This window comes from Sulfuritortus calidifontis (genome assembly GCF_003967275.1).
GTDB classification, from domain to species: domain Bacteria; phylum Pseudomonadota; class Gammaproteobacteria; order Burkholderiales; family Thiobacillaceae; genus Sulfuritortus; species Sulfuritortus calidifontis.
The window spans coordinates 2,197,748-2,220,469 of the sequence record NZ_AP018721.1 but is presented as its reverse complement, the minus strand read 5'-3'; the positions used below and the strand labels follow the sequence as shown (position 1 = coordinate 2,220,469).

At 66.8% G+C, this 22,722-nt stretch carries 18 protein-coding genes and 1 other RNA gene; 7 read left to right on the top strand and 12 right to left on the bottom strand.

The features are described from left to right. Positions 1-32: 32 nt before the first annotated feature. Genes xth through EL388_RS11265 form a run of 3 tightly spaced genes read right to left on the bottom strand, consistent with a single transcriptional unit; the run spans position 33 to position 3,339 of the window. Entirely contained in the window at positions 33-797 is a 765-nt protein-coding gene (xth, locus tag EL388_RS11275) for an exodeoxyribonuclease III (protein WP_126463510.1), read from the bottom strand. Positions 798-839: 42 nt separating this feature from the next. After that, the gene (locus tag EL388_RS11270) at positions 840-1,292 is read right to left on the bottom strand and encodes a glutaredoxin family protein (RefSeq protein ID WP_126463509.1); all 453 of its coding nucleotides are present in this window, start codon (positions 1,290-1,292) and stop codon (positions 840-842) included. Positions 1,293-1,314: 22 nt separating this feature from the next. Continuing rightward, complete coding sequence (locus tag EL388_RS11265; RefSeq protein WP_126463508.1) at positions 1,315-3,339, bottom strand: M3 family metallopeptidase; 2,025 nt, start codon at positions 3,337-3,339, stop codon at positions 1,315-1,317. 173 nt (positions 3,340-3,512) lie between these two features. Here EL388_RS11265 and EL388_RS11260 point away from each other — a divergent pair, with 173 nt between their 5' ends. The 7 genes from EL388_RS11260 (at position 3,513) to EL388_RS11230 (ending at position 12,251) form a co-directional block, all read left to right on the top strand. Continuing rightward, complete coding sequence (locus tag EL388_RS11260) at positions 3,513-4,322, top strand: tetratricopeptide repeat protein (RefSeq protein ID WP_126463507.1); 810 nt, start codon at positions 3,513-3,515, stop codon at positions 4,320-4,322. Between the two features lie 10 nt (positions 4,323-4,332). Continuing rightward, positions 4,333-7,491: an MSCRAMM family protein gene (locus EL388_RS11255; protein ID WP_126463506.1), complete on the top strand. Its 3,159-nt coding sequence runs from the start codon at positions 4,333-4,335 to the stop codon at positions 7,489-7,491. Between the two features lie 7 nt (positions 7,492-7,498). Then, positions 7,499-7,885 (top strand): hypothetical protein, encoded by a 387-nt coding sequence (locus EL388_RS11250; RefSeq protein WP_126463505.1) that lies wholly within the window; start codon positions 7,499-7,501, stop codon positions 7,883-7,885. A gap of 185 nt (positions 7,886-8,070) precedes the next feature. Further along, entirely contained in the window at positions 8,071-8,214 is a 144-nt protein-coding gene (locus EL388_RS13965; RefSeq protein ID WP_165919132.1) for a hypothetical protein, read from the top strand. A gap of 194 nt (positions 8,215-8,408) precedes the next feature. Continuing rightward, positions 8,409-11,201, top strand: coding sequence for a phosphoenolpyruvate carboxylase (gene ppc, locus EL388_RS11240; protein WP_126463503.1), 2,793 nt, complete (start codon positions 8,409-8,411; stop codon positions 11,199-11,201). Positions 11,202-11,213: 12 nt separating this feature from the next. Continuing rightward, positions 11,214-11,744, top strand: a complete 531-nt coding sequence (locus EL388_RS11235; protein WP_126463502.1) for a gamma carbonic anhydrase family protein — start codon at positions 11,214-11,216, stop codon at positions 11,742-11,744. Between the two features lie 213 nt (positions 11,745-11,957). After that, a complete protein-coding gene (locus EL388_RS11230; protein WP_126463501.1) occupies positions 11,958-12,251 on the top strand; it encodes a hypothetical protein in 294 nt (97 codons plus the stop codon). A 105-nt stretch (positions 12,252-12,356) separates the two neighbouring features. On the opposite strand, the gene EL388_RS11225 is transcribed toward EL388_RS11230, so the two are convergent. From EL388_RS11225 to aroG, 9 genes are all read right to left on the bottom strand, one after another. Then, positions 12,357-13,211: a thioredoxin family protein gene (locus EL388_RS11225; protein WP_126463500.1), complete on the bottom strand. Its 855-nt coding sequence runs from the start codon at positions 13,209-13,211 to the stop codon at positions 12,357-12,359. A gap of 68 nt (positions 13,212-13,279) precedes the next feature. After that, positions 13,280-14,659 (bottom strand): adenylosuccinate lyase, encoded by a 1,380-nt coding sequence (gene purB, locus EL388_RS11220; protein ID WP_126463499.1) that lies wholly within the window; start codon positions 14,657-14,659, stop codon positions 13,280-13,282. Positions 14,660-14,677: 18 nt separating this feature from the next. Next, entirely contained in the window at positions 14,678-16,237 is a 1,560-nt protein-coding gene (locus tag EL388_RS11215) for an HDOD domain-containing protein (protein WP_126463498.1), read from the bottom strand. 7 nt (positions 16,238-16,244) lie between these two features. After that, a complete protein-coding gene (locus tag EL388_RS11210; RefSeq protein WP_126463497.1) occupies positions 16,245-17,795 on the bottom strand; it encodes an HDOD domain-containing protein in 1,551 nt (516 codons plus the stop codon). A gap of 61 nt (positions 17,796-17,856) precedes the next feature. After that, on the bottom strand, positions 17,857-18,453 hold the full coding sequence (gene recR / locus EL388_RS11205) for a recombination mediator RecR (protein WP_126463496.1): 597 nt from the start codon (positions 18,451-18,453) through the stop codon (positions 17,857-17,859). Between the two features lie 87 nt (positions 18,454-18,540). Beyond that, entirely contained in the window at positions 18,541-18,864 is a 324-nt protein-coding gene (locus EL388_RS11200; RefSeq protein WP_207899557.1) for a YbaB/EbfC family nucleoid-associated protein, read from the bottom strand. 173 nt (positions 18,865-19,037) lie between these two features. After that, entirely contained in the window at positions 19,038-20,654 is a 1,617-nt protein-coding gene (gene dnaX, locus EL388_RS11195; protein ID WP_126463494.1) for a DNA polymerase III subunit gamma/tau, read from the bottom strand. A 96-nt stretch (positions 20,655-20,750) separates the two neighbouring features. Next, an RNA gene (gene ffs, locus EL388_RS11190) (signal recognition particle sRNA small type) lies at positions 20,751-20,848 on the bottom strand. 17 nt (positions 20,849-20,865) lie between these two features. Continuing rightward, complete coding sequence (gene aroG, locus EL388_RS11185) at positions 20,866-21,942, bottom strand: 3-deoxy-7-phosphoheptulonate synthase AroG (RefSeq protein WP_126463493.1); 1,077 nt, start codon at positions 21,940-21,942, stop codon at positions 20,866-20,868. Between the last annotated feature and the right edge of the window lie 780 nt (positions 21,943-22,722).

Genomic DNA, 22,722 nt, shown 5'->3' with positions numbered 1-22,722 from the left:
GGGCCCTTGCGGGCCGCGGCTCCGAGGGGATGTCAGCCGATTTCGGCGATGACCGGGGCGTGGTCGGAGGGGCGTTCCAGTTTGCGCGGCGCGGTGTCCACGGTGCAGGCGGTGCAGCGCCGGGCCAGCGCGGGCGAGAGCAGGATGTGATCGATGCGCAGGCCCATGTTGCGGCGGAAGGCGCCCTGGCGGTAGTCCCACCAGGAATAACTCTTCTCCGGCTGCTCGAACAGGCGGAAACCGTCCTTCAGGCCCAGGCCGAGCAGGGCGCGGAAGTGGGCGCGCTCCGATTCCGAGCACAGCACCTGGCCGGCCCAGGCCGCGGGGTCGTAGACGTCGCGGTCTTCCGGCGCGATGTTGAAGTCGCCGAGCACGGCCAGCTCCGGGTACTGGGCAAGTTCCGCTTTCAGCCAGTCGGCCAGGGCCTCCAGCCACTTGAGCTTGTACTGGTATTTGTCGGAATCGACGCTCTGGCCGTTGGGCACGTAGAGGTCGATGATGCGGGTGGTGCCGACGGTGACTGCGAGCACCCGCTTCTGTTCGTCGGCCAGGCCGGGGATGCCGACCTGCACGTCCTGCAGGGGCTGGCGGCTCAGGATGGCGACACCGTTGTAGGTCTTCTGCCCGGCGAAGGCGGCCTGATAGCCGGCGGCCTCGATCTCGGCCCGGGGAAAGTTGGCGTCCTCGGTCTTGGTCTCCTGCAGGCAGACCACGTCGGCCTGGCTCTGCTGTAGCCAGTCGAGCAGATGGGGCAGGCGGACCTTGAGGGAATTGACGTTCCAGGTGGCGAGTTTCATGGCTGGCGTCGGGCTGCAGACGGCCCGCTGGTAAAGGGGCTCTTAGGGTTTTCCGGCGCGCACGGCATAGCCGGCGCCGGTCAAGAGCCGGGTCCAGTTGGCCGGCTCGAAGCCCTTGTGGTGCTTGTCGCCGACGCGCAGCACCGGCACTTCCATCACGCCGGTCATCTTCTTGAGTTCGGTCGCCGCCTCCGCTTCGGTCTGCGGGTTCTTCAGGCTATAGGTGATGTTGCGCTCGGCCAGCCAGGCCATGGCGTCGTCGCAGAGCGGGCCGCAGGCGAAGGCGTAGAGCACGACGGCGGGCTTTTCCGCCCCCGGGGCCGCCTCGCTCGGTGCCTCGCTTTCGCGGTAGACCCGTGCCGGCTGGGCCGCGCCGACCGGCGGCGCCGAGTCGGAGTAGGTGATGACGCCGCTGGGGCTGACCCAGCGATACATCTCGGCCGCCTGCGAAACGAGGGGCAGGCAGAGCAAGCCCAGCCAGATCCATCGACCCATCGCCGTCTCCTAATGTTGTCGTTCAGATCATGCCATTGTGCCGCAACAAGGCATCGATGGTGGGTTCCCGGCCGCGGAAGGCGACGAAGGATTCGAGGGCTGTGCGCGAACCGCCAACACCCAGGATCTCGCTCCAGAAGCGATGGCCGGTCTCCGGGTTGAGCACGCCGTCTTCCTCGAACAGGCTGTAGGCATCCGCCGACAGCACCTCGGCCCACTTGTAGCTATAGTAGCCCGCCGCATAGCCGCCGGCGAAGATGTGGGAGAAGTTGTTGGGGAAGCGGTTGTAGTCGGGCGGGATCACCACGGCCACCTGGCGGCGGATCTCGTCCAGCAATTGCAGCGCGCTCTTGCCGGCGTCCGGGTCGAAGTCGTAGTGCAGGTGCATGTCGAACAGGGCGAACTCGATCTGACGCAGGGTCTGCATGCCGGCCTGGAAGTTCTTCGCCGCCAGCATCTTGTCGAACAAATCCTTGGGCAGCGGCGCGCCGGTGTCGACGTGGCCGGTCATGTGCTTGAGCACGTCCCATTCCCAGCAGAAGTTCTCCATGAACTGCGAGGGCAGCTCCACCGCGTCCCACTCGACGCCGTTGATGCCGGAGACGCCCAGCTCTTCCACGCGGGTCAGCAGGTGGTGCAGGCCGTGGCCGGTTTCGTGGAACAGGGTGATCACCTCGTCATGGGTGAACAGCGCCGGCTTGTTGCCGACCGGGCGCGAGAAGTTGCAGTTGAGATAGGCCACCGGGGTCTGGATGGTCTCGCCCTTGCGCCGCCGGCAGATGGCGTCGTCCATCCAGGCACCGCCGCGCTTGGTTTCGCGGGCATAGAGGTCGAGATAGAACTGGCCGACCAGCTGGCCGCTGCGGTCGTGCAGGGAATAGAACTGCACGTCCTTGTCCCAGACCGGGGCCGGGGTGGGCCGGATCTCCAGGCCGTAGAGGGTCTCGATCAGGCGGAACAGGCCGGCCAGCACGCGCGGCTCGGGGAAGTACTGTTTCACCTCCTGCTCGGAGAAGGCATAGCGGGCGATGCGCAGCTTCTCCGAGACCCAGGCCAGGTCCCAGGCGGCCAGCTCGGCCATGCCCAGCTCCTTGGCGGCGAATTCGCGCATCTCCTGCATGTCGCGCTCGGCGAAGGGCTTGGCCCGTTTGGCCAGCTGGTTGAGGAAGTCCAGCACCTGGTCGGGCCGCTCGGCCATCTTGGGCACCAAAGACACCTCGGCATAGTTCTGGTGGCCGAGCAGTTGCGCGGCCTCGCGCCGCAGCCGGACGATCTGTTTGATCAGCTCGGTGTTGTCGAGCTCGGCCGGGCCGAATTCCGAGGCGCGGGTGACATAGGCGCGGTACAGCTCCTCGCGCAAGGCCCGGTTGTCGCAGAACTGCATGACCGGCAGATAGGAGGGCGCGCGCAGGGTGAACTTCCAGCCCGGCTTGCCATCCTTCTCGGCCGCCTCGCGCGCCGCCGTCAGGGCATCCTCGGGCAGGCCGGCCAGGTCTTTTTCGTCCTCGACGTAGCGGGCATAGGCGTTGGTGGCGTCGAGCAGGTTCTCCTCGAACTTGGCCGAGCGCTTGGCCAGTTCTTCCTGAATGGCCATGAACCGCGCCTTCTTGTCGGCCGGCAATTCGGCGCCGCCCAGGCGGAAATCGCGCAGTTCGTTGTCGATCACCTTCTTCTGCGCCGGCGTCAGCCAGGCGAAGCCGGCACTGGCGGCCAGGGCCTTGAACTTGGCGTACAGCCTCTCGTGCTGGGAGAGTTCGGCATAGTACTGGGTCACCTCGGGCAGTTTGGCATTGTAGGCCTCGCGCAGCCCCGGGCTGTCCATCACCGAGTGCAGGTGGGAGACCTGGCCCCAGGCGCGGGACAGGCGCTCGTTGGCGTCCTCCAGGGGCTCGACGAAGTTGGCCCAGGTCGGCGCCTCGGCGCTGTCGGCCAGCTTCGCCACCAGGGCGCGGTTTTCGCTGAGCAGCTGATCGATGGCGGGGCCGACGTGGTCGGGCTGGATGTCGGCAAAACGGGGCAGGCCGGAGTAGTCGAGCAAGGGATTCATGGTTGGCTTGTACAGGTTCGATTCAAGACCTCTAGTATCTGCGGGCGGCGGCGGTTTTTTCCAGTCTTTCTTGTCCCTGCCGGCGGTGGGGGTTGCGGCGGTCATCCGCTTGACCCTTGTGCCGGATCAAATACAGTGAAAGGGTCGATAGCCGATCACGCAATAGAAAAACGATGCCGCTCCTTCGCCTTTCTCGCGGTCTGCTGCTTGTGACCGCGCTCGCCCTGTTGCTGTCCCCCTTGGCCGGCGGCGCGGCGCCCCGGCCGGTCCAGGCCCCTCAGGAGGCGGCCGACGCCAAGATCCCCGCTTATCTGGCACAGGAGGAGGCACGTCTGGCCGAGCAATTTAGCCGGCCGCCGGTCAGCCTGGAGCTGATCGTCCAACTGGCCGAGACCCGGGCGCAGATCGCAGAGGCCCTGGCGCGCCAAGGCGAACACGGCCGCGCCCGGGATTACCTCCTGGGCGCCCTGGCGCTCGAACCCGAGGTGATCGAGCACTGGGAACGCCTGGGCGACCTGTCGGTGCAGCTGGAAGACCGCGCCCTGGCGGAGCAGGCCTATCGCCAGGTGCTGACTATGGACCCCGCCCACCGCGGCGCGCGGTCCAAGCTGGCCAGTCTGGCCCTGGCGCGGCAGGACTACGCCGCGGCGGCGAGGCACCTGGAGATCGCCCTGGCCGACGAGACGGCCCCGCGCGAATGGATGCCGATCGCCACCCTGGCCAGCCTGTATGCCCTGACCGGGCAGGTGGCCCAGGGCCGGCAGTATTTCAACCGCATGGCCGGCGCCACCGGCGACGACCGTTTCGTGCTGGCCGAGGCGATCCTGATCCAGGTGGCTGGCGACGGCAAGGCCGCCGCCCGCCGCCTGCGCGACATCGAAGAGAGCGCACTGACCCCCGAGTTGCTCAAGCAGTATGCCGAACGGCTCAAGCGCGAGTTCGATCCGAACCTGCTCGACAAGCTGTTCAAGTGGCTGCGCTAGGAGAAGACCGATGTTCGGAAACGCCGTCCGCCGCCTCCTTCTCCTCGCCGCCTGCCTGGTGGTTGCCCCCGCCTGGGCCGACAAGGCCTACACCATGGCGGTCCAGGCCGCCGACGCCCGCATCGGCGAATTCACCCGCGCCCTGAAGGCGGGCGATGCCCAGGCGACGCGCCAGGCCGCCCTCGCCCTGCGCCAGGACCCGATGGCCATCAGCCGGCTCAACCAGTTCGGCAGCGATGCCCTCAAGCGCGCGGTCAACCGGGAAATCCAGGCGGTCGAGCAGACCACGCGCGAGCTGGCGCGCCAGCGCCTGGCCAGCCAGCTCAATGTCAGCCCGGACAAGATCGTGTTCTTCGAGGCGACCAATCCCTCGGGCCAGATCAAGGTCGGCCAGGACTGGGACGTCACCGCGCGCGTCGAGGTGGGCGAGGTGGAGCGGCTGGACGAGGCGGGCCGGGTGGTGAAGGAGAAGATTTACAAGGACATCCGCATCAAGGACAGCGCGCGCAGCGTGCAGGAGGCCTATTTCGAGGCCGCCACCGGCAAGGCGCGTCCGACCGACCCCAAGGCGGCGGAGAAATATGCCCAGGAGGCGGCCGAGTTCGCCCACCAGCACAACCTCGAGGTGACCGATTATCTGGCCAGCGAGGCTTACGGCGGCAGGCCGGGCGAGGGCGAGGCCATCATCAAGGGCCCGAAGAACCAGCGCCTGCGCGACGTCGAGCAGCTGTCCCAGGTCATGGAATACAAGAGCAACCTCGCCCGCAACAAGGCCCAGGACCTCATCGACGATGCGGCCAGGCAGGTCAAGGCACTCGGCCTGGAGGCGGGCGACCCGCGCGCGGTGCGCATCATGCAGGAGGCCGAGGCGGCGGCCCAGGGCTGGTATCAGGAACAGGCGCGGCAATACGTGAAGCAGTTCGACCGGCAGATCGCGCCGCGGGTGGAGGCGCTCGGCGGCAAGGTGCCCGCGCGCGTCGACGAGGGCACCCAGGTGCTGCGTCGCCTGGCCGCGGGCGAGATCTCGCCGGCCGAGGCCCGCCTGCAGCTCAAGGCCATGGGCCAGACCATCGACGACGTGATCCGCAAGGGCACGGGCCTGGTCGAGGCGGCGCAGAAGGCCAAGACGATCATGGCCGCGGTGAACAGCGCCGCGGCCAAGGGCGGCGCGCCTGCCCAGGCGCTGCGCAAGCTGTTGCCCCAGGCGGCCAAGGGGGCCGGCGTGGTGGCCACGGTGCTGCCGGCCGCCGGCTCGCTCTCGCACGGCTACCGCGTCGAGCGCGAGCGGGCTGCCATGGAGAACCGCGGCATCGACAACTGGGAGGCCTTCGACAAGGCGTTCAAGCATGCGGTGACCGAACCGGCCAAGATGGTGGCCGATCTCTTCGGCCAGGGCGTGGAGGCCGGCGGCGAGGCCTTCTACCGCCTGAGCAAGGAAAAGGGCGTGGCCGGCGCCTTCGGCAGCAGCTTCAGCAATGCCCTGTGGTATGCCGGGTCGGGTGCGCTCTGGGGGGCGGGTAAGGTGGCCGAAGGGGTGGGGTATACCGTGTCCAACCCGCTCGAGTCCGGCGCCGCCCTGATGCACGGCGGCCTCAAGGCGGCCGATCTCTTGGGCCAGGTCCTGCTGGTGGACGAGATCGCGGCCAATCTCTATTACGACCCCGAGGCGACCCGCGCCGAGTTCGCCCAGCTGCGCCAGAACGCCGCGAGATACGCCGAACAGATGGCCAAGGCGGTCGAACGCGCCGAAGGGCTGCAGGCCGCGCTGCGCCAGCACGTGGCCACGGCCCGGCCCGAGAGCAAGGATTTCGCCAGCAAGGCCGAACGGCTGGCGACCGACTACCGGGCGGCCTATGCGCAGGCCAGCGGCTATGTGAACCAGTGGTACAGCTTCGTCTATCGTCGCTACGGCGGCCTGGAGAACCCCGTGGTCGCCGAGGAAAACCACAAGCTGCTGCCGGTGGTGCGCCGTATCCAGGCCCTGCCGGCCGATCCCTTCGGCTTCATCGATCAGGCCTTCCTCAAGGGCCTGCCCAGCAATCTGGCGGTGCGGGTGAAGGACGGCACAAGCGGCAAGCCCATCGGCGAGAGCGGCTGGTTGCAGCTCAACGGCCCCGGCTTCGAGCGGGTCTGCGACGGCCGCGGCCCCAGGCTGACCTGCGCCGGCATCCCGCCGGGCGAGCATCGGGTCCGGGTCAATCTCAAGGGCTATGAGCCGGTGGAGCTGGAGCTGAAGGTGCACCCGCTCAAGCAGCGCGAGTACGAATTGCAGGCCAGCCTGACCAAGCAGAAGCCGGTGCCGACCCATGCCCGGGTCTCGGTGCAGGTGGTGGATGCCGCCAGCGGCGCCCCCATCCACGGCGCCACGGTGCGCATTCGCTCGCCCGAGGGCGATTCCCAGGCAGGCGCGCCCAAGGGCAGCCTGAGCTTCCAGCGGGTGGCGCGCGGCACCAGCACCATCGAGGCCGAGGCGCCCGGTTACCTCAGCAGCGCCCAGAGCCTCGCCATCGACCCGGCGCGGCAGACCGACTATGCCGTCACCCTGCGCCTGAGCAAGGGGGTGGAGCGGAAGACGCCTGCCGCGCTCACGGTGCGGGTACGGGATGCCCGCAGCGGCCAGCCGATCGCGGGCGCCAGCGTGGTGCTCTCCGGCGCGGCCAGCGCCAGCGCCAGCGGCGCCACCCCCACCTTGACCGGGCTGGCGCCCGGCAGCTACCGGATCGAGGTCTCGGCCAGCGGCTATCTGCCCGGCAGCGACAGCATCACCCTCGCTTCCGGCGCGCGCAGCGAGATCACCATCGGCCTGCAGCCCCTCGAGCGCAAGGCGCAGGTGAACGAAGAAAGCGAAAGGGCGGACAAGGCCGCGGCCGCGCAGAAATGCTTCGAGCCCTACCGCAAGAAGATCGCCGAGTTGCGCGCGCACAACCAGCGCCAGGACCCGGCCAGCGCCAGCATCACCACTGTCACCCTGGGCGCCGACCGCGCCTGTTCCGCCGCCTACAGCGCCTGCATCGAGGCGGCCCGGCAGGCCGCCCGGCAATGTCCGCCGGGCCCGGACGGCACCTACACCCAATGCTTCCGCAAGGAGAACGCCGAATGGATCCGCTGCGCGATGGAGGAGATCAGCTGTGGCGAAGCGGCATTGATGCGGCAGTGCGGGCTGAAATGAGCCGACCATGACGAACCTGCTGTCCGAACTGGAATCGGCCCTGAAACAGCAAGGCTGGCAGACCAGCCGGGCTGGTGGGCTGCTGATGGCGGAGAAGGAGGTCATCCAATCCCGCTGGTTGCTCGGCAGCCGGCGCGTTCGTCATCGATTGCGATTGGAAGCGGATTCCAGCCGGCGGGAACTGACCTTGGTGGAGCAGGCCGTGGAGTGCAGCGTGGGCTTGGTCCCACCCTTTTCCAGTCTTTCTTCTCATGTTCAGCGAGGGTGGCGTTTCAATGAGGCGCGTCAGGATGCTGGTGTGGGTGGGGGCAGCCTGGACTATGGCGGGCCGCGAGAATGGGCCGAGCGGGCCTGCCGGCAGGCGGGATGGTCATTCCGGTCGCTGCCCGGCTGATTTTTGTGCGCCCTGTGCGATGTGATGTTGTTCAACCCGAAACGATAGGAGATTAGGCCATGCGACACTTAACGAAAGCCCTCTTTGTCATGTTCTGTCTTGCCGCGACGAGTGTCCATGCGGGCAGTACCTCGGCTGTTGCCAGTACCCCGTTCCAACTCGCTCAATCGGCCAATGCGGCCTGCGTGCAAAAGTGCGAGGAGCAGAAGCAGCGCTGCTTTGAACAATACAAGGCGTCCGACAGCAGGAGCGGCACCTACATCACGCCGGAAGGCCACAAGGTCTGCTGGAGCAGCTACCACGAGTGCAAGAAGAATTGCCCGCGCTAGGTTGAGGCAAGATACGGCCGCCGCTCACGGCGGCCATTTTTTGCGGCCTGTCCGGTCAAAGCCGGGGGCCGGGCGCGACCGGCTGGCAGCGGTGGACTGCCCGCCGGTCGGGGAGGCAGAGGGCGGCTGTGGTAGAATTCGTCGGTTTTTCCGTCGATTTTCCTTTGTTTTCAAAGTCAGCCGAACGATAGCCCATGGCCGCCCTGTCTCAAAAACAAGAACTCCGCTCGCGCGAACGCCTGCTGAGCCTGCTGCTCAGCCGCATCCTGAAAGCCGAACTGCCGCGCCCGGTCTACGACGCCCTGGGCGAGTTGCGCCGCGGCTTCGTCGCCCTGCGCGAGAAGGACGACCCGAAACGGCGGCAGGCGCTGGTCAACCTGATCGACCGGCAGTCGCCCGAAGCCCTGGGCCAGATCATCCGCGCCTTCAATATCTATTTCAGCCTGCTCAACATCGCCGAGGAGACGGTGAGCCTGCGCCGCCGGCGCCAGTTGGTGCAGCGCGGCAGCCATATGTGGGCCGGCTCCTTCCACGACACCCTGCTCGGCCTGCGCGAACAGGGTGTGAAGGCCGAGCAGCTCCAGGGCCTGCTCGACAAGCTGTGCTACATGCCGGTGATCACCGCCCATCCGTCCGAGGCCAAGCGGCGCACGATCAAGGGCGCCCTGCGCAACATCTTCCTCAGCATGGAGGCCCTGGGCGACCCGCGCATCCGCGGCATGTACCGCGACGAGGCCATGACCCGGCTGTCGAACCAGATCCGCATCCTGTGGAAGACCGACGAGGTGCGCGCCTTCAAGCTGCAAGTGCGCGACGAGATCCGGGCCGGCCTGTCCTATTTCCCGCAATCGCTGTTCCAGGCGGTGACCCTGGTCTACCGCAACTTCCACAAGTCGCTGCGCGACGTCTACGGCGCCGAGGCAGCCGAGTCGGTCAAGGTTTCCAGCTTCCTGCGTTTCGGCTCCTGGATCGGCGGCGACCGCGACGGTCATCCGGGGGTGACCGCCGAGGTGACCGCCCTGGCCTGGCGCATGCAGGCGGTGACCGCCTACGAGGAATATCTGCGCCGGCTCGAAGGCCTGTCCGACCAGCTCTCGCTGTCCATGCGCATGTGCCGGCCCTCGACCGAGTTCATGGAAAGCCTGGAAGAGGACTGCCGCCAGGCCGAGCTGCTGTTCGACAAGCGGCCCAACCCGCACCCGCAGGAGCCCTATCGGCGCAAGCTGGAGATCATGCGCTACCGCATCCGGCGCAACCTGATCCTGGTCCAGCGCGCGATGGACGGCACGGACGTCAGCTTCGAGGAGCCGGGTTACGCCAGCGCCCAGGCCTTCCTGCACGACCTGCGCCTGATCCGCGATTCGCTGATCGGCCACGGCGACCGCGACTTGGCCGAGAGCGAGCTGCAGGATCTGATCCATCTGGTCGAGACCTTCGGCTTCCATCTGCTGCAACTGGACATCCGCCAGGAATCCGGCCGCCATACCGAGGCGGTGGCCGAGATCCTCAAGGCCGCCATCGGCATGGATTACCTGGCGCTCGACGAAGCGAGCCGGCTTTCCACCCTGGCCGACCTGATCGCCAACCCGGCCGCGCTGCAGGTCGATGTCGGTGCCTTGAGCGAGAACACCCAGGAAACCCTGCGCACCTTCCAGCTCATCGCCCACATGCGCCGCGCCCTGGGCGAGCAATGCTTCGGCCGCTATGTGATTTCCATGACCCACACCGCCTCGCACATCCTGGAAGTGATGCTGCTCGGCTCCCAGGCCGGCCTGGCCGGGCGCGTGGGCAACAACTGGTATTGCCACATCGGCATCTCGCCCTTGTTCGAGACCATCGGCGATTTGCAGCATTCCGACGCCGTGCTCGACCAGCTCTACCGCATCCCGGTCTACCGCAGCCTGCTCGACGCCTACGGCGAGGGCCAGGAGGTGATGGTCGGCTATTCCGATTCCTGCAAGGACGGCGGCATCCTCGCCTCGTCGTGGAACCTGTACGAGGCGCAAAAGCGCATCGTCGCCCTGTCCGACAGGCACGGCATCCACTGCCGGCTGTTTCATGGCCGCGGCGGCACCCTGGGCCGTGGCGGCGGCCCCACCCACGAGGCCATCCTGGCCCAACCGGCCGGCACCGTGCGCGGCGAACTCAAGCTCACCGAGCAGGGCGAGGTGCTGTTCTACAAGTACAACAACATGGAGACCGCCCAGTACGAGTTGACCCTGGGCGTCACCGGCACGCTCAAGGCCAGCAGCCATCTGGTCGGCAAAGCGACGGAAGACCGCAAGGACTATCTCGCCATCATGGACGAGCTGTCGAAGACGGGCGAGGCGGTCTACCGCGACCTGACCGAGCGCACCCCCGGCTTCCTCGACTACTTCTACGAGGCCACGCCGGTGCGGGAGATCGGCCTGCTCAACATCGGCTCGCGTCCCTCGCATCGCAAGAAGGGCGACCGTTCCATCGGCTCGGTCCGCGCCATCTCCTGGGTCTTCGCCTGGGGCCAGTCGCGCCACGCCCTGCCCACCTGGTACGGCATCGGCGCGGCGATTCAGTCTTGGCGCGGCGACGACCCGACCCGGCTGGCCAAGCTGCAAAAGATGTACCGCGAGTGGCCGTTCTTCCGTACCCTGCTATCCAACGCGCAGATGGCCCTGTACAAGGCCGACATGAACATCGCCGGCGAGTACGCCCACCTCTGCCAGGACGCCGAGGCCGGCCAGCGCATCTTCGAGCTCATCCGCAGCCGGCACGAAGAGGCGGTGCGCCAGATCCTGCACGTGGCCGACATCCCCCGCCTGCTGGCCGAGACGCCCGACCTGGCGCTGACCTTGCAGCACCGCAACACCTATCTCGACCCGCTCAACTACATCCAGGCCAGCGTGCTGCGCAAGCTGCGCGAGGCCGAGGGCGAAGGCGAGAGCCCCTGGCTGGAGCCGCTGCTGCGCTCGATCAACGCCATCGCCGCCGGCATGCGCAACACGGGCTAACAGAGGCTCGGCATGACCATCGAACGCTTCCAGGACAAGCGGCCCCAACTGGGCCGCGATGTCTACGTCCACAGTGCCGCCACGGTGATCGGCGAGGTCGAGCTGGGCGATGGCGCCTCGGTCTGGCCCGGCGCCGTCATCCGCGGCGACGTCAACTTCATCCGCATCGGCGCCGGCAGCAACATCCAGGACTGCGCCGTGCTCCACGTTTCGCACAGGAGCGCGGCCGACCCGGTCGGCGCGCCGCTCATCGTCGGTCGCAACGTCACCGTCGGCCACAGCGTCATCCTGCACGGCTGCACCATCGGCAACGACTGCCTGATCGGCATGGGCTCGCTGGTCATGGACAGGGCCGTGCTGCAGGACCACGTGCTGCTCGGCGCCGGCAGCCTGGTGCCCGAGGGCAAGGTGCTGGAAAGCGGCTGGCTCTACCTGGGCCGCCCGGCCAAGGCCCTGCGCCGGCTGACCGATGAAGAACTGGCCTATTTCGAGTATTCTGCCCAACACTACATGAAGCTGGCGGCTGACTACCGGGGAGGTTGAGTCGAGATGTCACTGCTCCAACACACATTCGCTCAACATCCCCTCTCCCCCCGGGAGAGGGGTAGGGGTGAGGGAAACCGCGGACAGAGTGACCACCTGCGCCCATTTCCCGCACCCGGCTTCGCCACCTTTATGCCCTTGCGGGTGCTCTCCCGGAGGGAGAGGGTTAAGGCCTTGCGCTTAGGGCTGTTGTTGCTTTTTCCCATATCTGTCTTGTTCTTGGCCGGCTGCGCCACCTCTACCGAACACCGCGGCCAGGACGGCTGGGCCAACTACGAAATCGGCTGCAGCGGTCCGTTGCTCAACTTGCGCAGCTGCCTGGCCAAGGCCGGCGACATCTGCCGCGGCCGCGGCTACCGGGTGCTCGACTACGAAGGCGTCCAGCCGCCCGCCGCCAGCACCGCGCTGCCGCCGCCCGGCCTGATCGAGCAGGCGATCCGGGGCGAGATCGGCCAGGAAGCCCTGAACAAGTTCGAGATTCGCAAGCTGTACATCCGCTGCCATTGAGTGGCGCAAAACAACACGAGGGCGTATTAGCCGCGGGCGTAATGTACCGGCTGTCCCGTGAGCGCATTTGGCATTACGGCATCCGCCTAATGCGCCCTTATCAAATCAATTCAACGCGCTTGCCAGCTTGCGCCGGTACTCCGCCACCAGCGGGCTGCCGGCCAGCAGGTTGAATACATCGAGCATGGTCTTGCGCGCGGCTTCGTCGTTCCAGGCGCGGTCGATCCGGATCATTTCCAGCAGCTGGTCCATGCCTTCGGCATGACGGCCCGAGGCGATGAGCAGCTTGGCCAGTTGCAGGCGGCTGTCCATGTCCTTGGCGTCGGCCTTGATCTTGTCGCGCAGGGCTGCCTCGTCGCCGCCGCCTTGGCTGGACAGGGCGAAATTGATTTTCGCCGCGAGCCGGGCCACGCGGTCTTCCTGTTTCATCGCGGGTGACAGGCTGTCGAGCAGGCGGCGGGCCTCGTCGAGTTCACCCGCTTCGCACAGGATCTCGGCGGCATCCAGACGCACCTTCTCGTTGCCGGCATCCAGCTTGGAGGCCTCGGCCAGTAGCTGCAGGGCCTGGGCGGCCTCGCCCGCGGCCTTGAGTTCGGCCGCCTTCAGCCGCAGTTCCTCCGCCGGCGAAGGGATGATGCGGTCGAGGAAGGCGCGCACCTGACCCTCCGGGATGGCGCCGGAGAATTCGTCGACGATCTCGCCGCCGTAGATGGCCTTGACGCTGGGGATGCCGCGCACGCCGAACTGGGCGGCGAGTTCCTGGTTCTCGTCCGAGTTGACCTTGGCCAGGATGAACTTGCCGGCGTATTCCTCGGCCAGCTTCTCCAGGATGGGTTTCAACACCTTGCACGGGCCGCACCAGGGCGCCCAGAAGTCGACCACCACGGGCACCTTTTTCGAGCCCTCGATCACGATCTGCTGGAAGTTGCCGCTGTCGACGTCGAATGCGAACTGGCCCATGGCCTACCTTTCAAAAATCAAATCGCTGACAAGATGTTGTCGCCGTCGGCGATTTCAAGTCCTGTCACTCAAGCCTTGCCGATGCGGCGGGCCAGCTCGGCGGCGATGCCGGTGTAGCTCGCCGGGGTCATGTCGAGCAGCCGCTTCTTGGCCGCGTCGGGGATGGTCAGGCCCTTGATGAACTCGGCCAGGCTCTCACGGCTGATGCCGCCCTTGCCGCGGGTGAGCGCCTTGAGCTGCTCGTAGGGGTTTTCCACGCCGTAGCGGCGCATCACGGTCTGGATCGGCTCGGCCAGCACTTCCCAGTTGTGGTCGAGGTCTTCGGCCAGGCGCGCCGGGTTGGCCTCCAGCTTGTCCAGGCCGCGCTTCAGGCTCTCGTAGCCGATGAGCGCATAGCCGAAGCCCGCGCCCATGTTGCGCAGCACGGTGGAGTCGGTGAGGTCGCGCTGCCAGCGCGAGATCGGCAGCTTTTCCGACAGGTGCTTGAGGATGGCGTTGGCCAGGCCCAGGTTGCCCTCGGAGTTTTCGAAGTCGATGGGGTTGACCTTGTGCGGCATGGTCGAGGAGCCGACCTCGCCCTCTTTCACCTTCTGCTTGAAGTAGCCGAGCGAGATGTAGCCCCAGATGTCGCGGTCCAGGTCGATCAGCGCGGTGTTGACGCGGGCGGTGGCGTCGTACAGCTCGGCCATGTAGTCGTGCGGCTCGATCTGGATGGTGTAGGGGTTGAAGCCGAGCCCCAGGCCCTCGACGAAGCGGCGGGCGAAGCCTTCCCAGTCGAAGTTCGGGTAGGCGGAGAGGTGGGCGTTGTAGTTGCCGACCGCGCCGTTGATCTTGCCCAGGAGCTGCACCGCCTCGATGCGCTCGAGGCCGCGGGCGAGGCGGTAGGCGACGTTGGCCAGTTCCTTGCCCAGGGTGGTGGGGCTGGCCGGCTGGCCGTGAGTGCGCGAGAGCATGGGCAGCTCGGCCAGGGCGACGGCCATGGCGCTGAGCTTGTCGTGCAGCGCCTTCAGGCTGGGCATGATCACCTCGGCCCGGGCGGCCTTGAGCATCAGCGCGTGCGACAGGTTGTTGATGTCTTCCGAGGTGCAGGCGAAGTGGATGAACTCCTTCACCTGCATGACCTCTTTATTGTCGGCGAAGCGTTCTTTCAGGAAATACTCCACCGCCTTGACGTCGTGGTTGGTGGTCTTCTCGATATCCTTCACCCGTTCGGCATCCTGCACCGAGAAGCCGTCGGCCACCGCGTCGAGCGCCTTGATCGTGGCGGCCGAGAAGGCGGGCACCTCCGCGATCGCCGGCTCGGCGGCCAGGGCCTTGAGCCATTCGATCTCGACCTTGACCCGGTATTTGATCAGGCCGAATTCGCTGAAGTAGGGCGCGAGCCGGGCGCCGGCCCGGCGATAGCGGCCGTCGAGGGGGGAGAGGGCGGTGAGTGCGGTCAGTTCCATGATGGTTTTCCTGGTTACTTATTTGTTGGAGTTCTGGCGCATGGCCAGCAAGGCCTGGTTGCGCAGGACCTTGAGCATGTTGAGCATCTTCGAATCGAGTTGCAGCGTGCCCTTGTCGCGGTCGGCATAGAGCAGGGCCAGGGTCTTGTTGTCGACCACCAGCGGCAGGAGCAGGAAGGAGCGGGCGCGGATGCGCTGGCGCTGCCAGTCTGGGATGCGCGACTTCAGGGCCTCGTCGTCGACGTTGCCGATGAGGATGTCGACGCCCTGGTTGGCGGCGACCTGGAAGGCGTCGTGGGCGAAGGTGAGCGGCACCTTGTAGGCGGTGATCGCCTTGTCGATGTCCTTGCCGAAGCCGAAGCGGCCGGTGAGCGATTTGCCGTCCTTGTCGCGTACCGCGATCATCACCCGGTCGAAGGCGCCGGTGCGGTAGAAGATTTCCAGCATCATGTGCAGCACGTCGGAGATGCTGGCGCCGCCGACCAGGGCCTCAGTCATCTCGGTCAGGCCGGCCGCCAGCATGGAGGCCGGGTCGTCCGCCTCGGGCTCGACCGCGGCGAGGATGGGCAGGGTGTTGAGCGCCTGGGCGATGGCGGCGGCCTCTTCCGATTCGGCCGTCTCGCCGGCCGGCTGCTCGGCCAGGTCGAGCAGCTTGGCCAGGGCGGGGCTGGCGCGCAGGTCGCTCTGGAAGATGTCGGCGTCGCGCTGCACCTCGCGCGCCGCCTCCTGGGCCAGGCCATTCAGGGTGCCGCCGGGGAAGCTGCCGAGGGTGGCATAGCGGCGGCCGAGCTGGTTGAGCAGCTTGCTCTGCTCGCGCGGCTCATGGCCGGCGGCGATCACCTCGTAGAGCTCGCGCGCCAGACTGGCGGCGGCGCGCAGACGGCCGATGTCGCTGTCTGGCCGGCCGATGTCGCCGGGCGGCAGCGGGGTCATGCCCTGGATCAAGGTCTCAGGCAGGTGCCAGTGGCGGGCGATGCTCAGGCCGATCTGGTCGTAGGTGGTGCCGAACACCTCGCGTGCGGCGTCGTTCTCGCTCAGCTGCTTGCCGCGCATGAGCATATTGACCTTGAGCGTGCGGTCGTAGAAGTAGAAGCGGGCCATCAACCGGCCGACGTTGCGGAACATGGCGCTGATGAAGGCCTCTTCGACATCGGGCAGCTTGAGCCGCTTGCCGAGCAGGCGGCCGAGCACGCCGCAGTAGTAGCTCTCCAGCACCTCGCCCTTGAGCTGGCGGGCCTGGGCGTGGTTCTGCAGGTGGTCGAACAACATCAGCGACAGGGCGACGTCGCGCACGGTGTTGAAGCCGAGGATGACCACGGCGCGGGAGATGGTGCTCACCGGCTGGCCGGCGAACTTGTTGTAGTGCGCGGCGTTGACCAGGCGCAGCAGCTTGTTGGTGAGCGAGACGTCGCGCAGGATGGTGCGGGTCAGCTCGTCGGCCTGGCTGGTCTCGGAGCCGACGATCTCGTTGACCTGGACGATGGTCTGCGACAGCAGCGGGAAGTCCTGCGTCGCCACCAGGTCCTTGAGCAGGGCCTGGGTCTTCTTGTGATCGAGGTCGGTGGTCAGTTCGTCCATGGCGACTTCACTTGCCCTGGCGGAAGGCGAGCAGGGCCTGGTTGCGCAGCACCTTCATCATGTTCAGCACCTGGGCGTCGAGGTCGATCGGGCCCTTGTCCTTGTCCAGGTAGATCAGCGCCAGCGGTTTCTTGTTGACCGTGATCGGCAGCAGCAGGAAGGAATGTGCCTTGATCTGACCGGCGTGCCAGGCCGGGATGCGGGCCTTGATGTTGTCGGCCTGGGTGTCGCTGATCAGGATGTCGACGCCCTGGGCCACGGCGGCCGAGAAGGCGTCGGTCGAGGCGGTGGCCGAGACCTTGAACGCGGCGATCGCCGAGTCGATGTTCTTGCCGAAGCCGGTACGGCCAGCGAGGTGCTGCCCCTGGCGGTCGAGCACGGCGATCATCACCCGGTCGAAGCAGCCGGTGCGGTAATAGACCTCGAGCAAGAGGTGCAGAATGCCGGTGATGTTGGTGTTGGAGATCAGGGCGTCGGTCAGGTCCTGCAGGCCAGCGGTGAGGATGGCGGCCGGGTCGGTCGCGGTGCTGCTGTCGATCTGCGGCAGGGCGAGGTCGTCCAGGCGGGAGGCGTCGACCTTCTGGGCCACCGCCTCGGCCCCGGCCGCGCCGCCGCCTTCGCCCAGCAGGCGTTGGAGCATGGCGCTGCTGCTGATCGAGGCCTGCAGGGTCGGCGCCTCCTTCTGCACCTCTTCCGCGGCGTTCATCATGGCGCTGTGCAGCTGGGCCGGGCTGATCTCGCCGGTCTGGCCATATTTGCCGCTCAGGGCCTTGAGCTGGCTCAGGCGATCGCCATCGGTGAGTTCCCGGGCCGCGATCTCATACAGTTCGCGCGCCAGGTTGGACAGGGCCTGCAGTTTTGTTTCGGGCGTGGTCGGTTTGCGCACCGGGCCGGGCGGCAGCGGGGTGATGCTCTGCTGCAGCGTGGGCGGCAGGTGCCAGTGGCGGCCGATGGCGAGGCCGAGCTGGTCGTAGGTGGTGCCCAGCACCTTGCGGCAGGCGGCGTTCTCGTCGATGCCTTCCTTCTCCATCAGGGCGCGGATGCGTTCGGTGCGCTCGAAGAAGTACAGCCGGGCCATCAGGTGGCCGAGATTGCGGAACATGGCGCCGATGAAGCCTTCCTCGGCATCGCGCACGCCCAGGGGGCGGGCCATCAGTCGGCCGATCACGCCGCGGTAGAAGCTTTCCAGGGCGTCGCTTTTCAGCGCCTGGGCGTGGGCCTGGTTGTTCAGGTGCTCGAACAGCATGAGCGACAGCGCGGCATCGCGGATGGTGTTGAAGCCGAGGATGATCACCGCGCGCGAGATGGTGCTGATGTTACGGCCGCCGAACTGGGCGTAGTGCACCGAGTTGACCAGGCGCAGGAGCTTGTTGGTCAGCGAGTTGTCGCGCAGGATCACCCGGGTCAGCTCGTCGGTATGGCTGTCGTCGGAGCCGACCAGCTGGTTGATCTGGATGATGGTGCTGGACAGGGCCGGGAAGTCCTGGCTGGCCATCAGCTCTTCCAGGAGTTGTTCGGTCTGCCGGCTGTCCAGCATCTCCAGTTCGTCGTTCACCATGCGCTCCTCTCGGCCGGTATCCGTGCCGTGATTTTGTTTTGGCTTGTCGTGCCGCGGCGACTCATAGCGCCCGCCTGTCAGTGAAAGCCTGCGCGATGGTCATGGCATCCACGTATTCCAGTTCGCCGCCGGCCGGAATGCCGCGGGCGATGCGGCTGACCTTGAGGCCGCGGGCCTTGAGCAGCTCGCTGACATAGTGTGCCGTGGCCTCGCCCTCGGCGGTGTAGTTGGTGGCCAGCACCACCTCTTCGGTGACGCCGTCCTGCGCCCGTTGCAACAGGCGCTCGAGGCCGATCTCCTTGGGGCCGATGCCGTCGAGCGGACTCAGCCGCCCCATGAGCACGAAGTAGAGGCCCTTGTAGGCCTGGGTCTCTTCCATGCGGTTGAGGTCGACCGGCATCTCGACCACGCAGAGCAGGCGGGCATCGCGCCGGGGATTGGCGCACAGCGCGCAGACCGGAGTCTCGCTGAAGTTGTTGCAGCGCTCGCAGTGGTGCAGCTTCTCCAGCGCGGTGCTCAGGCAGGCCGCGAGCCGCCGGGCGCCGACCCGGTCGCGCTGCATCAGGTGATAGGCCATGCGCGCGGCCGACTTCGGTCCCACCCCGGGCAGCACGCGCAGGGCGTCGATCAAGGCCTCGAGCGTGCCCGGCAGCTTCATGATCTGGACGAGTCGGCAGCAGGCAGTCGGCAGTCGGCAGCGGCGATCATGAGGGTGACTGCAAACTGAATGCTGAATGCTGACAACTTAGAACGGGAACTTCATGCCGGGCGGCAGGGGCATGCCGGCGGTGACGGCGGCCATCTTTTCCTGGCTGGCGCTCTCCACCCGGCGCACGGCGTCGTTCACCGCGGCGGCAATCAGGTCTTCCAGCATTTCCTTGTCATCCTGCATCAGCGAGGGGTCGATCACCACGCGCTTGACGTCGTGCTTGCCGGTCATCGTGACCTTGACCAGGCCGGCGCCGGCCTGGCCTTCCACTTCCATTTCCGCGATCTGGGCCTGGGCCTTCTGCAGGTTTTCCTGCATCTGCTGGGCCTGTTTCATCAGGTTGCCGATTCCGCCTTTGATCATGGGTTACCTCGTTCGTGTGAAACAACGCGCAGAGTTGCCAAAGTCCCCCTCTCCCGCGCGCGGGAGAGGGCAGGGGTGAGGGAGACGATCATGGCGAAACCATTTTTCCAGGCAGCCAGCGCCACGCCTTGCCTTGTGGGGATGTTGGAGCGGGTGTTTCGCCATGATCGTTACTGAAGGGGTTGAATCTGGGTGACCTTGCCGTCCAGTTCCTGGACCACGGCCTGGACGAAGGGATCGCTCTGGATCGCCGCCTCGGCCTCGGCCTGGCGTTCGGCCTTGTTGCGCGCGGCCACCTCGGCCGGGGCGGCGCCTTGGGTGGCGCCGAACTGGAATTCGACCTTGAGCCCAGGCCCCAGTTTTTCCTGCAGGGCGGCCTTGAGCTTGTCGCCGAAGCCGGCGAGCAGGCTCTTCTGGCTCTCCGGCAGGCGCAGTCGGAGCCGGTCGGGGCCGTGCTCGATCAGCTCGCAGGCGCTGGCCAGCTGGCCGATCAGGCCGTTCAGGCTGCCGGCCAGGCTCAGCCAGTCGCCGTCGAAGCCTTGAACCGAAGCAGGAGCGCTGCTGGCCGGCGCCGGGGTTGGGCTTGCGGCCGGCATCGGCGCGGCCGCAGCCGGCGCGGCGCTGGCCATCGGGGATGGCGCTGCGCGTGGGGCTGGCTGCGGTGCTGCCTGCGGGGTTGGGGCGGTCATGGCCGGGGCCGGCGCACCCGGGCTGAAGGCCAGCATGCGCATCAGGGCCATGGAGAAGCCGGCGTATTCGTCCGGCGCCCATTCCAGGTCGCGCCGGCCCAGGCCGGCGATCTGGTAATAGAGCTGCACGGTCTCGGCGTCGAGGGCGCGGGCCAGGGCGAACAGACGCTCGCGCTCGGGCACGTCCTCGGCCACCGCCTCGGGCACGGTCTGGGCCAGGGCGATCTGGTGCAAAAGCAGGCCCAGATCCTGCAGGGCGGCCTCGAAGGAGAAGCTGCGGGCGGCGATGTTCTCCGCCTCGCGCATGAGGGCGGCGCCGTCGTTGCCAGCCAGGGCCTCCAGGATGGGAAACAGATAGGCCTGGTCGACCGAGCCCAGCATGTCGCGGGTTTCCTGCTCGCGCACGCTGCCGCCGCCATAGGCGATGGCCTGGTCGAGCAGGGAGAGGGCGTCGCGCATGCTGCCGGCGGCGGCGCGGGCGATCAGCGGCAGGGCGGCCGGCTCGTTGCTGATGCCTTCGGCAGTGAGCACGTGCTTCAGGTGCTCGGCCACGCGCGCGGGTGGCAGCAGCTTCAGGTTGAACTGCAGGCAGCGCGAGAGCACGGTCACCGGCACCTTCTGCGGGTCGGTGGTGGCGAGGATGAACACCACATGGGCCGGCGGCTCTTCCAGCGTCTTCAACATGGCGTTGAAGGCGCTCTTCGAGAGCATGTGCACCTCGTCGATGATGTAGACCTTGTAGCGGCCGGCGGTGGGCGCGTACTGGGCGTTCTCCAGCACCTCGCGCATGTTGTCCACCCCGGTGTAGGAGGCGGCGTCGATCTCGATCAGGTCGACGAAGCGGCCGGACTCGATCTCGCGGCAGGCCGGGCAGTTGCCGCAGGGGGTGGCGGTCGGGCCGGTCTCGCAGTTGAGGCACTTGGCCAGGATGCGGGCGATGGTGGTCTTGCCGCAGCCCCGGGTGCCGGTGAGCAGGTAGGCGTGGTGCAGCCGGCCCTGGTTGAGCGCGTTCGACAGCGCCCGGACCACGTGTTCCTGGCCGACCAACTCGGCGAAGGACTTGGGCCGCCATTTGCGGGCGAGGACCTGATGGCTCATTTATGTGTGCGGTGCGTGGCGAGGGGCGAGGGGCAAGCGGAAGGCAGGTGGTGTCGGGTTGTCCTCACGCCTTACTCCTCACTCCTGACTGAAAAAGGTGGCGAGCCTTACCCCCGGCACTGGCATCGGTCGCTGTGGCTGCTTCCTTCCGGACCTGACCAGGTTGGCAACTTAGCCATGCGGGGAGACCCGCCACGGCCGATTTTACCCCTTATTCGCCATTGCCGTCCTGCTTGAGCCGGCGCTGGCGCACGGCCTCGGCCAGCTCCCGCAGCAGGGGCTCGGTATCGGCCCAGCCGATGCAGCCGTCGGTGATCGAGACGCCATATTCCAGGGGTTTGCCCGGGCAGAGGTCCTGGCGGCCGGGGTTGAGGTGGCTCTCGACCATCACCCCGATGATCCGGGGGTCGCCGGCGGCGATCTGGCGGGCGACGTCGTGGCCGACCTCGATCTGGCGCTGATACTGCTTGCTCGAGTTGGCGTGGGACAGGTCGATCATCACCTGGGGCCGCAGGCCGGCTGCGGCCAGGTCCTGGCAGACGGCGTCAACGCTGGCGGCGTCATAATTGGGCTGTTTGCCGCCGCGCAGGATGACGTGGGTGTCCTCGTTGCCCGAGGTCTTGAACACCGCGACATGGCCGGACTTGGTGATGGAGATGAAATGGTGCCGCGCCTCGGCCGCCTTGATCGCGTCCACCGCGATGCGGATGCTGCCGTCGGTGCCGTTCTTGAAGCCCACCGGGCAGGATAGGCCGGAGGCCAGCTGCCGGTGGCTCTGCGACTCGGTGGTGCGGGCGCCGATGGCGCCCCAGGACACCAGGTCGGCAATGTACTGGGGCGAAATCAGGTCGAGGAACTCGGTGGCGCTGGGCAGCCCCAGCTCGTTGATCTCGAGCAGGATCTTGCGCGCCAGGCGCAGGCCCTCGTTGATGTCGAAGCTCTCGTTCAGGTGCGGATCGTTGATCAGGCCCTTCCAGCCCACGGTGGTGCGCGGCTTCTCGAAATAGACCCGCATGACGATGATCAGGTCATGGCTCAGCTCGTCGGCCAGCGGCTTCAGCTTCTTGGCGTAGTCCAGGGCCGCGGCCGGGTCGTGGATGGAGCAGGGTCCGACGATGATCACCAGCCGGTCATCGGCGCCGCGCAGCACGTCGTGGATCGCCTTGCGGGCGGTATAGGTGGTCTTCAGCGCCGCCTGGCTGGCTCTGAGCTCGCGCATGATCTGCATGGGCGCGAGCAATTCGTCGCCCTGCTCGATGCGGGTGTCGTCGGTACGGTATCCGGTCATCTTCCTAGTCCTTCGCTTGGGCCAGCCCCTGAAACAAAAAAACCGCCAGGGGTCTGGCGGTTTTCGGGGATTTCGCTCGCTGCTCGCGCTACTTCCTCCCGGCCGCCATGGGCATGGGATAAAAGTAAAAGCCAAAAAAGTCGGCGCGATACAGGGTCATGGCTGCATGGTAGCAGAGGGAGGTGGAGTGGGGCAAGGCAAGTGGTTGATTTGAGGGGGGATTGGTTTTGGTGGTGGGATGAAAAAACTTTCGCTTGGTGAGCATGCGGGAAAGGGTTGGCTGTGCCGGCGGGCAATGCCGCTGGCCGGGGCCGCCCGGCAGCGGGTTACTTTTCTTGCGCGACCAAGAAAAGTAACCAAAAGAAGGTCGCCCCGCTTCCGCCGAAACCCCGGCGCCGCTGCCGTCATGCAGGCGGCGAAAGAACTCGCTTCGCTCAGACAGCTTTCGCCGGCCTTCGGCTTCCCTGCATGACGCCATCGACACCGGCGGCGTCAGAGGGGATGGGCAATTCAACGAACGCGCTGAATTCACGCAAGCGGGAATGTTTTTTAGAGAGAGTCGGCGCCCTGCGCCGACTCTCTGGGTTTGGTTTTTTGGTTTGTTTTTTTTGGCTCCCTCTGAGCCGCCGATCTTGAGCCAAATGATTGGGGGCAGTCGGCGAGTACTGTCTGAGCCCAAAGGGCGAGTTACGCAGCCGCCCAATCATTTAGGGAAAGAGCGGGAAGCCGAAGGCCGGCGAAGCGGGGCGTGCTTTAGTTCCGGCATAACGCCCGCATGCG

Excerpts from the sequence above, each read along its gene's own strand:
- xth (WP_126463510.1), bottom strand. The coding sequence starts at position 797 with ATGAAACTCGCCACCTGGAACGTCAATTCCCTCAAGGTCCGCCTGCCC.
- EL388_RS11270 (WP_126463509.1), bottom strand. The coding sequence starts at position 1,292 with ATGGGTCGATGGATCTGGCTGGGCTTGCTCTGCCTGCCCCTCGTTTCG.
- EL388_RS11265 (WP_126463508.1), bottom strand. The coding sequence starts at position 3,339 with ATGAATCCCTTGCTCGACTACTCCGGCCTGCCCCGTTTTGCCGACATC.
- EL388_RS11260 (WP_126463507.1), top strand. The coding sequence starts at position 3,513 with ATGCCGCTCCTTCGCCTTTCTCGCGGTCTGCTGCTTGTGACCGCGCTC.
- EL388_RS11255 (WP_126463506.1), top strand. The coding sequence starts at position 4,333 with ATGTTCGGAAACGCCGTCCGCCGCCTCCTTCTCCTCGCCGCCTGCCTG.
- EL388_RS11250 (WP_126463505.1), top strand. The coding sequence starts at position 7,499 with ATGACGAACCTGCTGTCCGAACTGGAATCGGCCCTGAAACAGCAAGGC.
- ppc (WP_126463503.1), top strand. The coding sequence starts at position 8,409 with ATGGCCGCCCTGTCTCAAAAACAAGAACTCCGCTCGCGCGAACGCCTG.
- EL388_RS11235 (WP_126463502.1), top strand. The coding sequence starts at position 11,214 with ATGACCATCGAACGCTTCCAGGACAAGCGGCCCCAACTGGGCCGCGAT.
- EL388_RS11225 (WP_126463500.1), bottom strand. The coding sequence starts at position 13,211 with ATGGGCCAGTTCGCATTCGACGTCGACAGCGGCAACTTCCAGCAGATC.
- purB (WP_126463499.1), bottom strand. The coding sequence starts at position 14,659 with ATGGAACTGACCGCACTCACCGCCCTCTCCCCCCTCGACGGCCGCTAT.
- EL388_RS11215 (WP_126463498.1), bottom strand. The coding sequence starts at position 16,237 with ATGGACGAACTGACCACCGACCTCGATCACAAGAAGACCCAGGCCCTG.
- EL388_RS11210 (WP_126463497.1), bottom strand. The coding sequence starts at position 17,795 with ATGGTGAACGACGAACTGGAGATGCTGGACAGCCGGCAGACCGAACAA.
- recR (WP_126463496.1), bottom strand. The coding sequence starts at position 18,453 with ATGAAGCTGCCGGGCACGCTCGAGGCCTTGATCGACGCCCTGCGCGTG.
- dnaX (WP_126463494.1), bottom strand. The coding sequence starts at position 20,654 with ATGAGCCATCAGGTCCTCGCCCGCAAATGGCGGCCCAAGTCCTTCGCC.
- aroG (WP_126463493.1), bottom strand. The coding sequence starts at position 21,942 with ATGACCGGATACCGTACCGACGACACCCGCATCGAGCAGGGCGACGAA.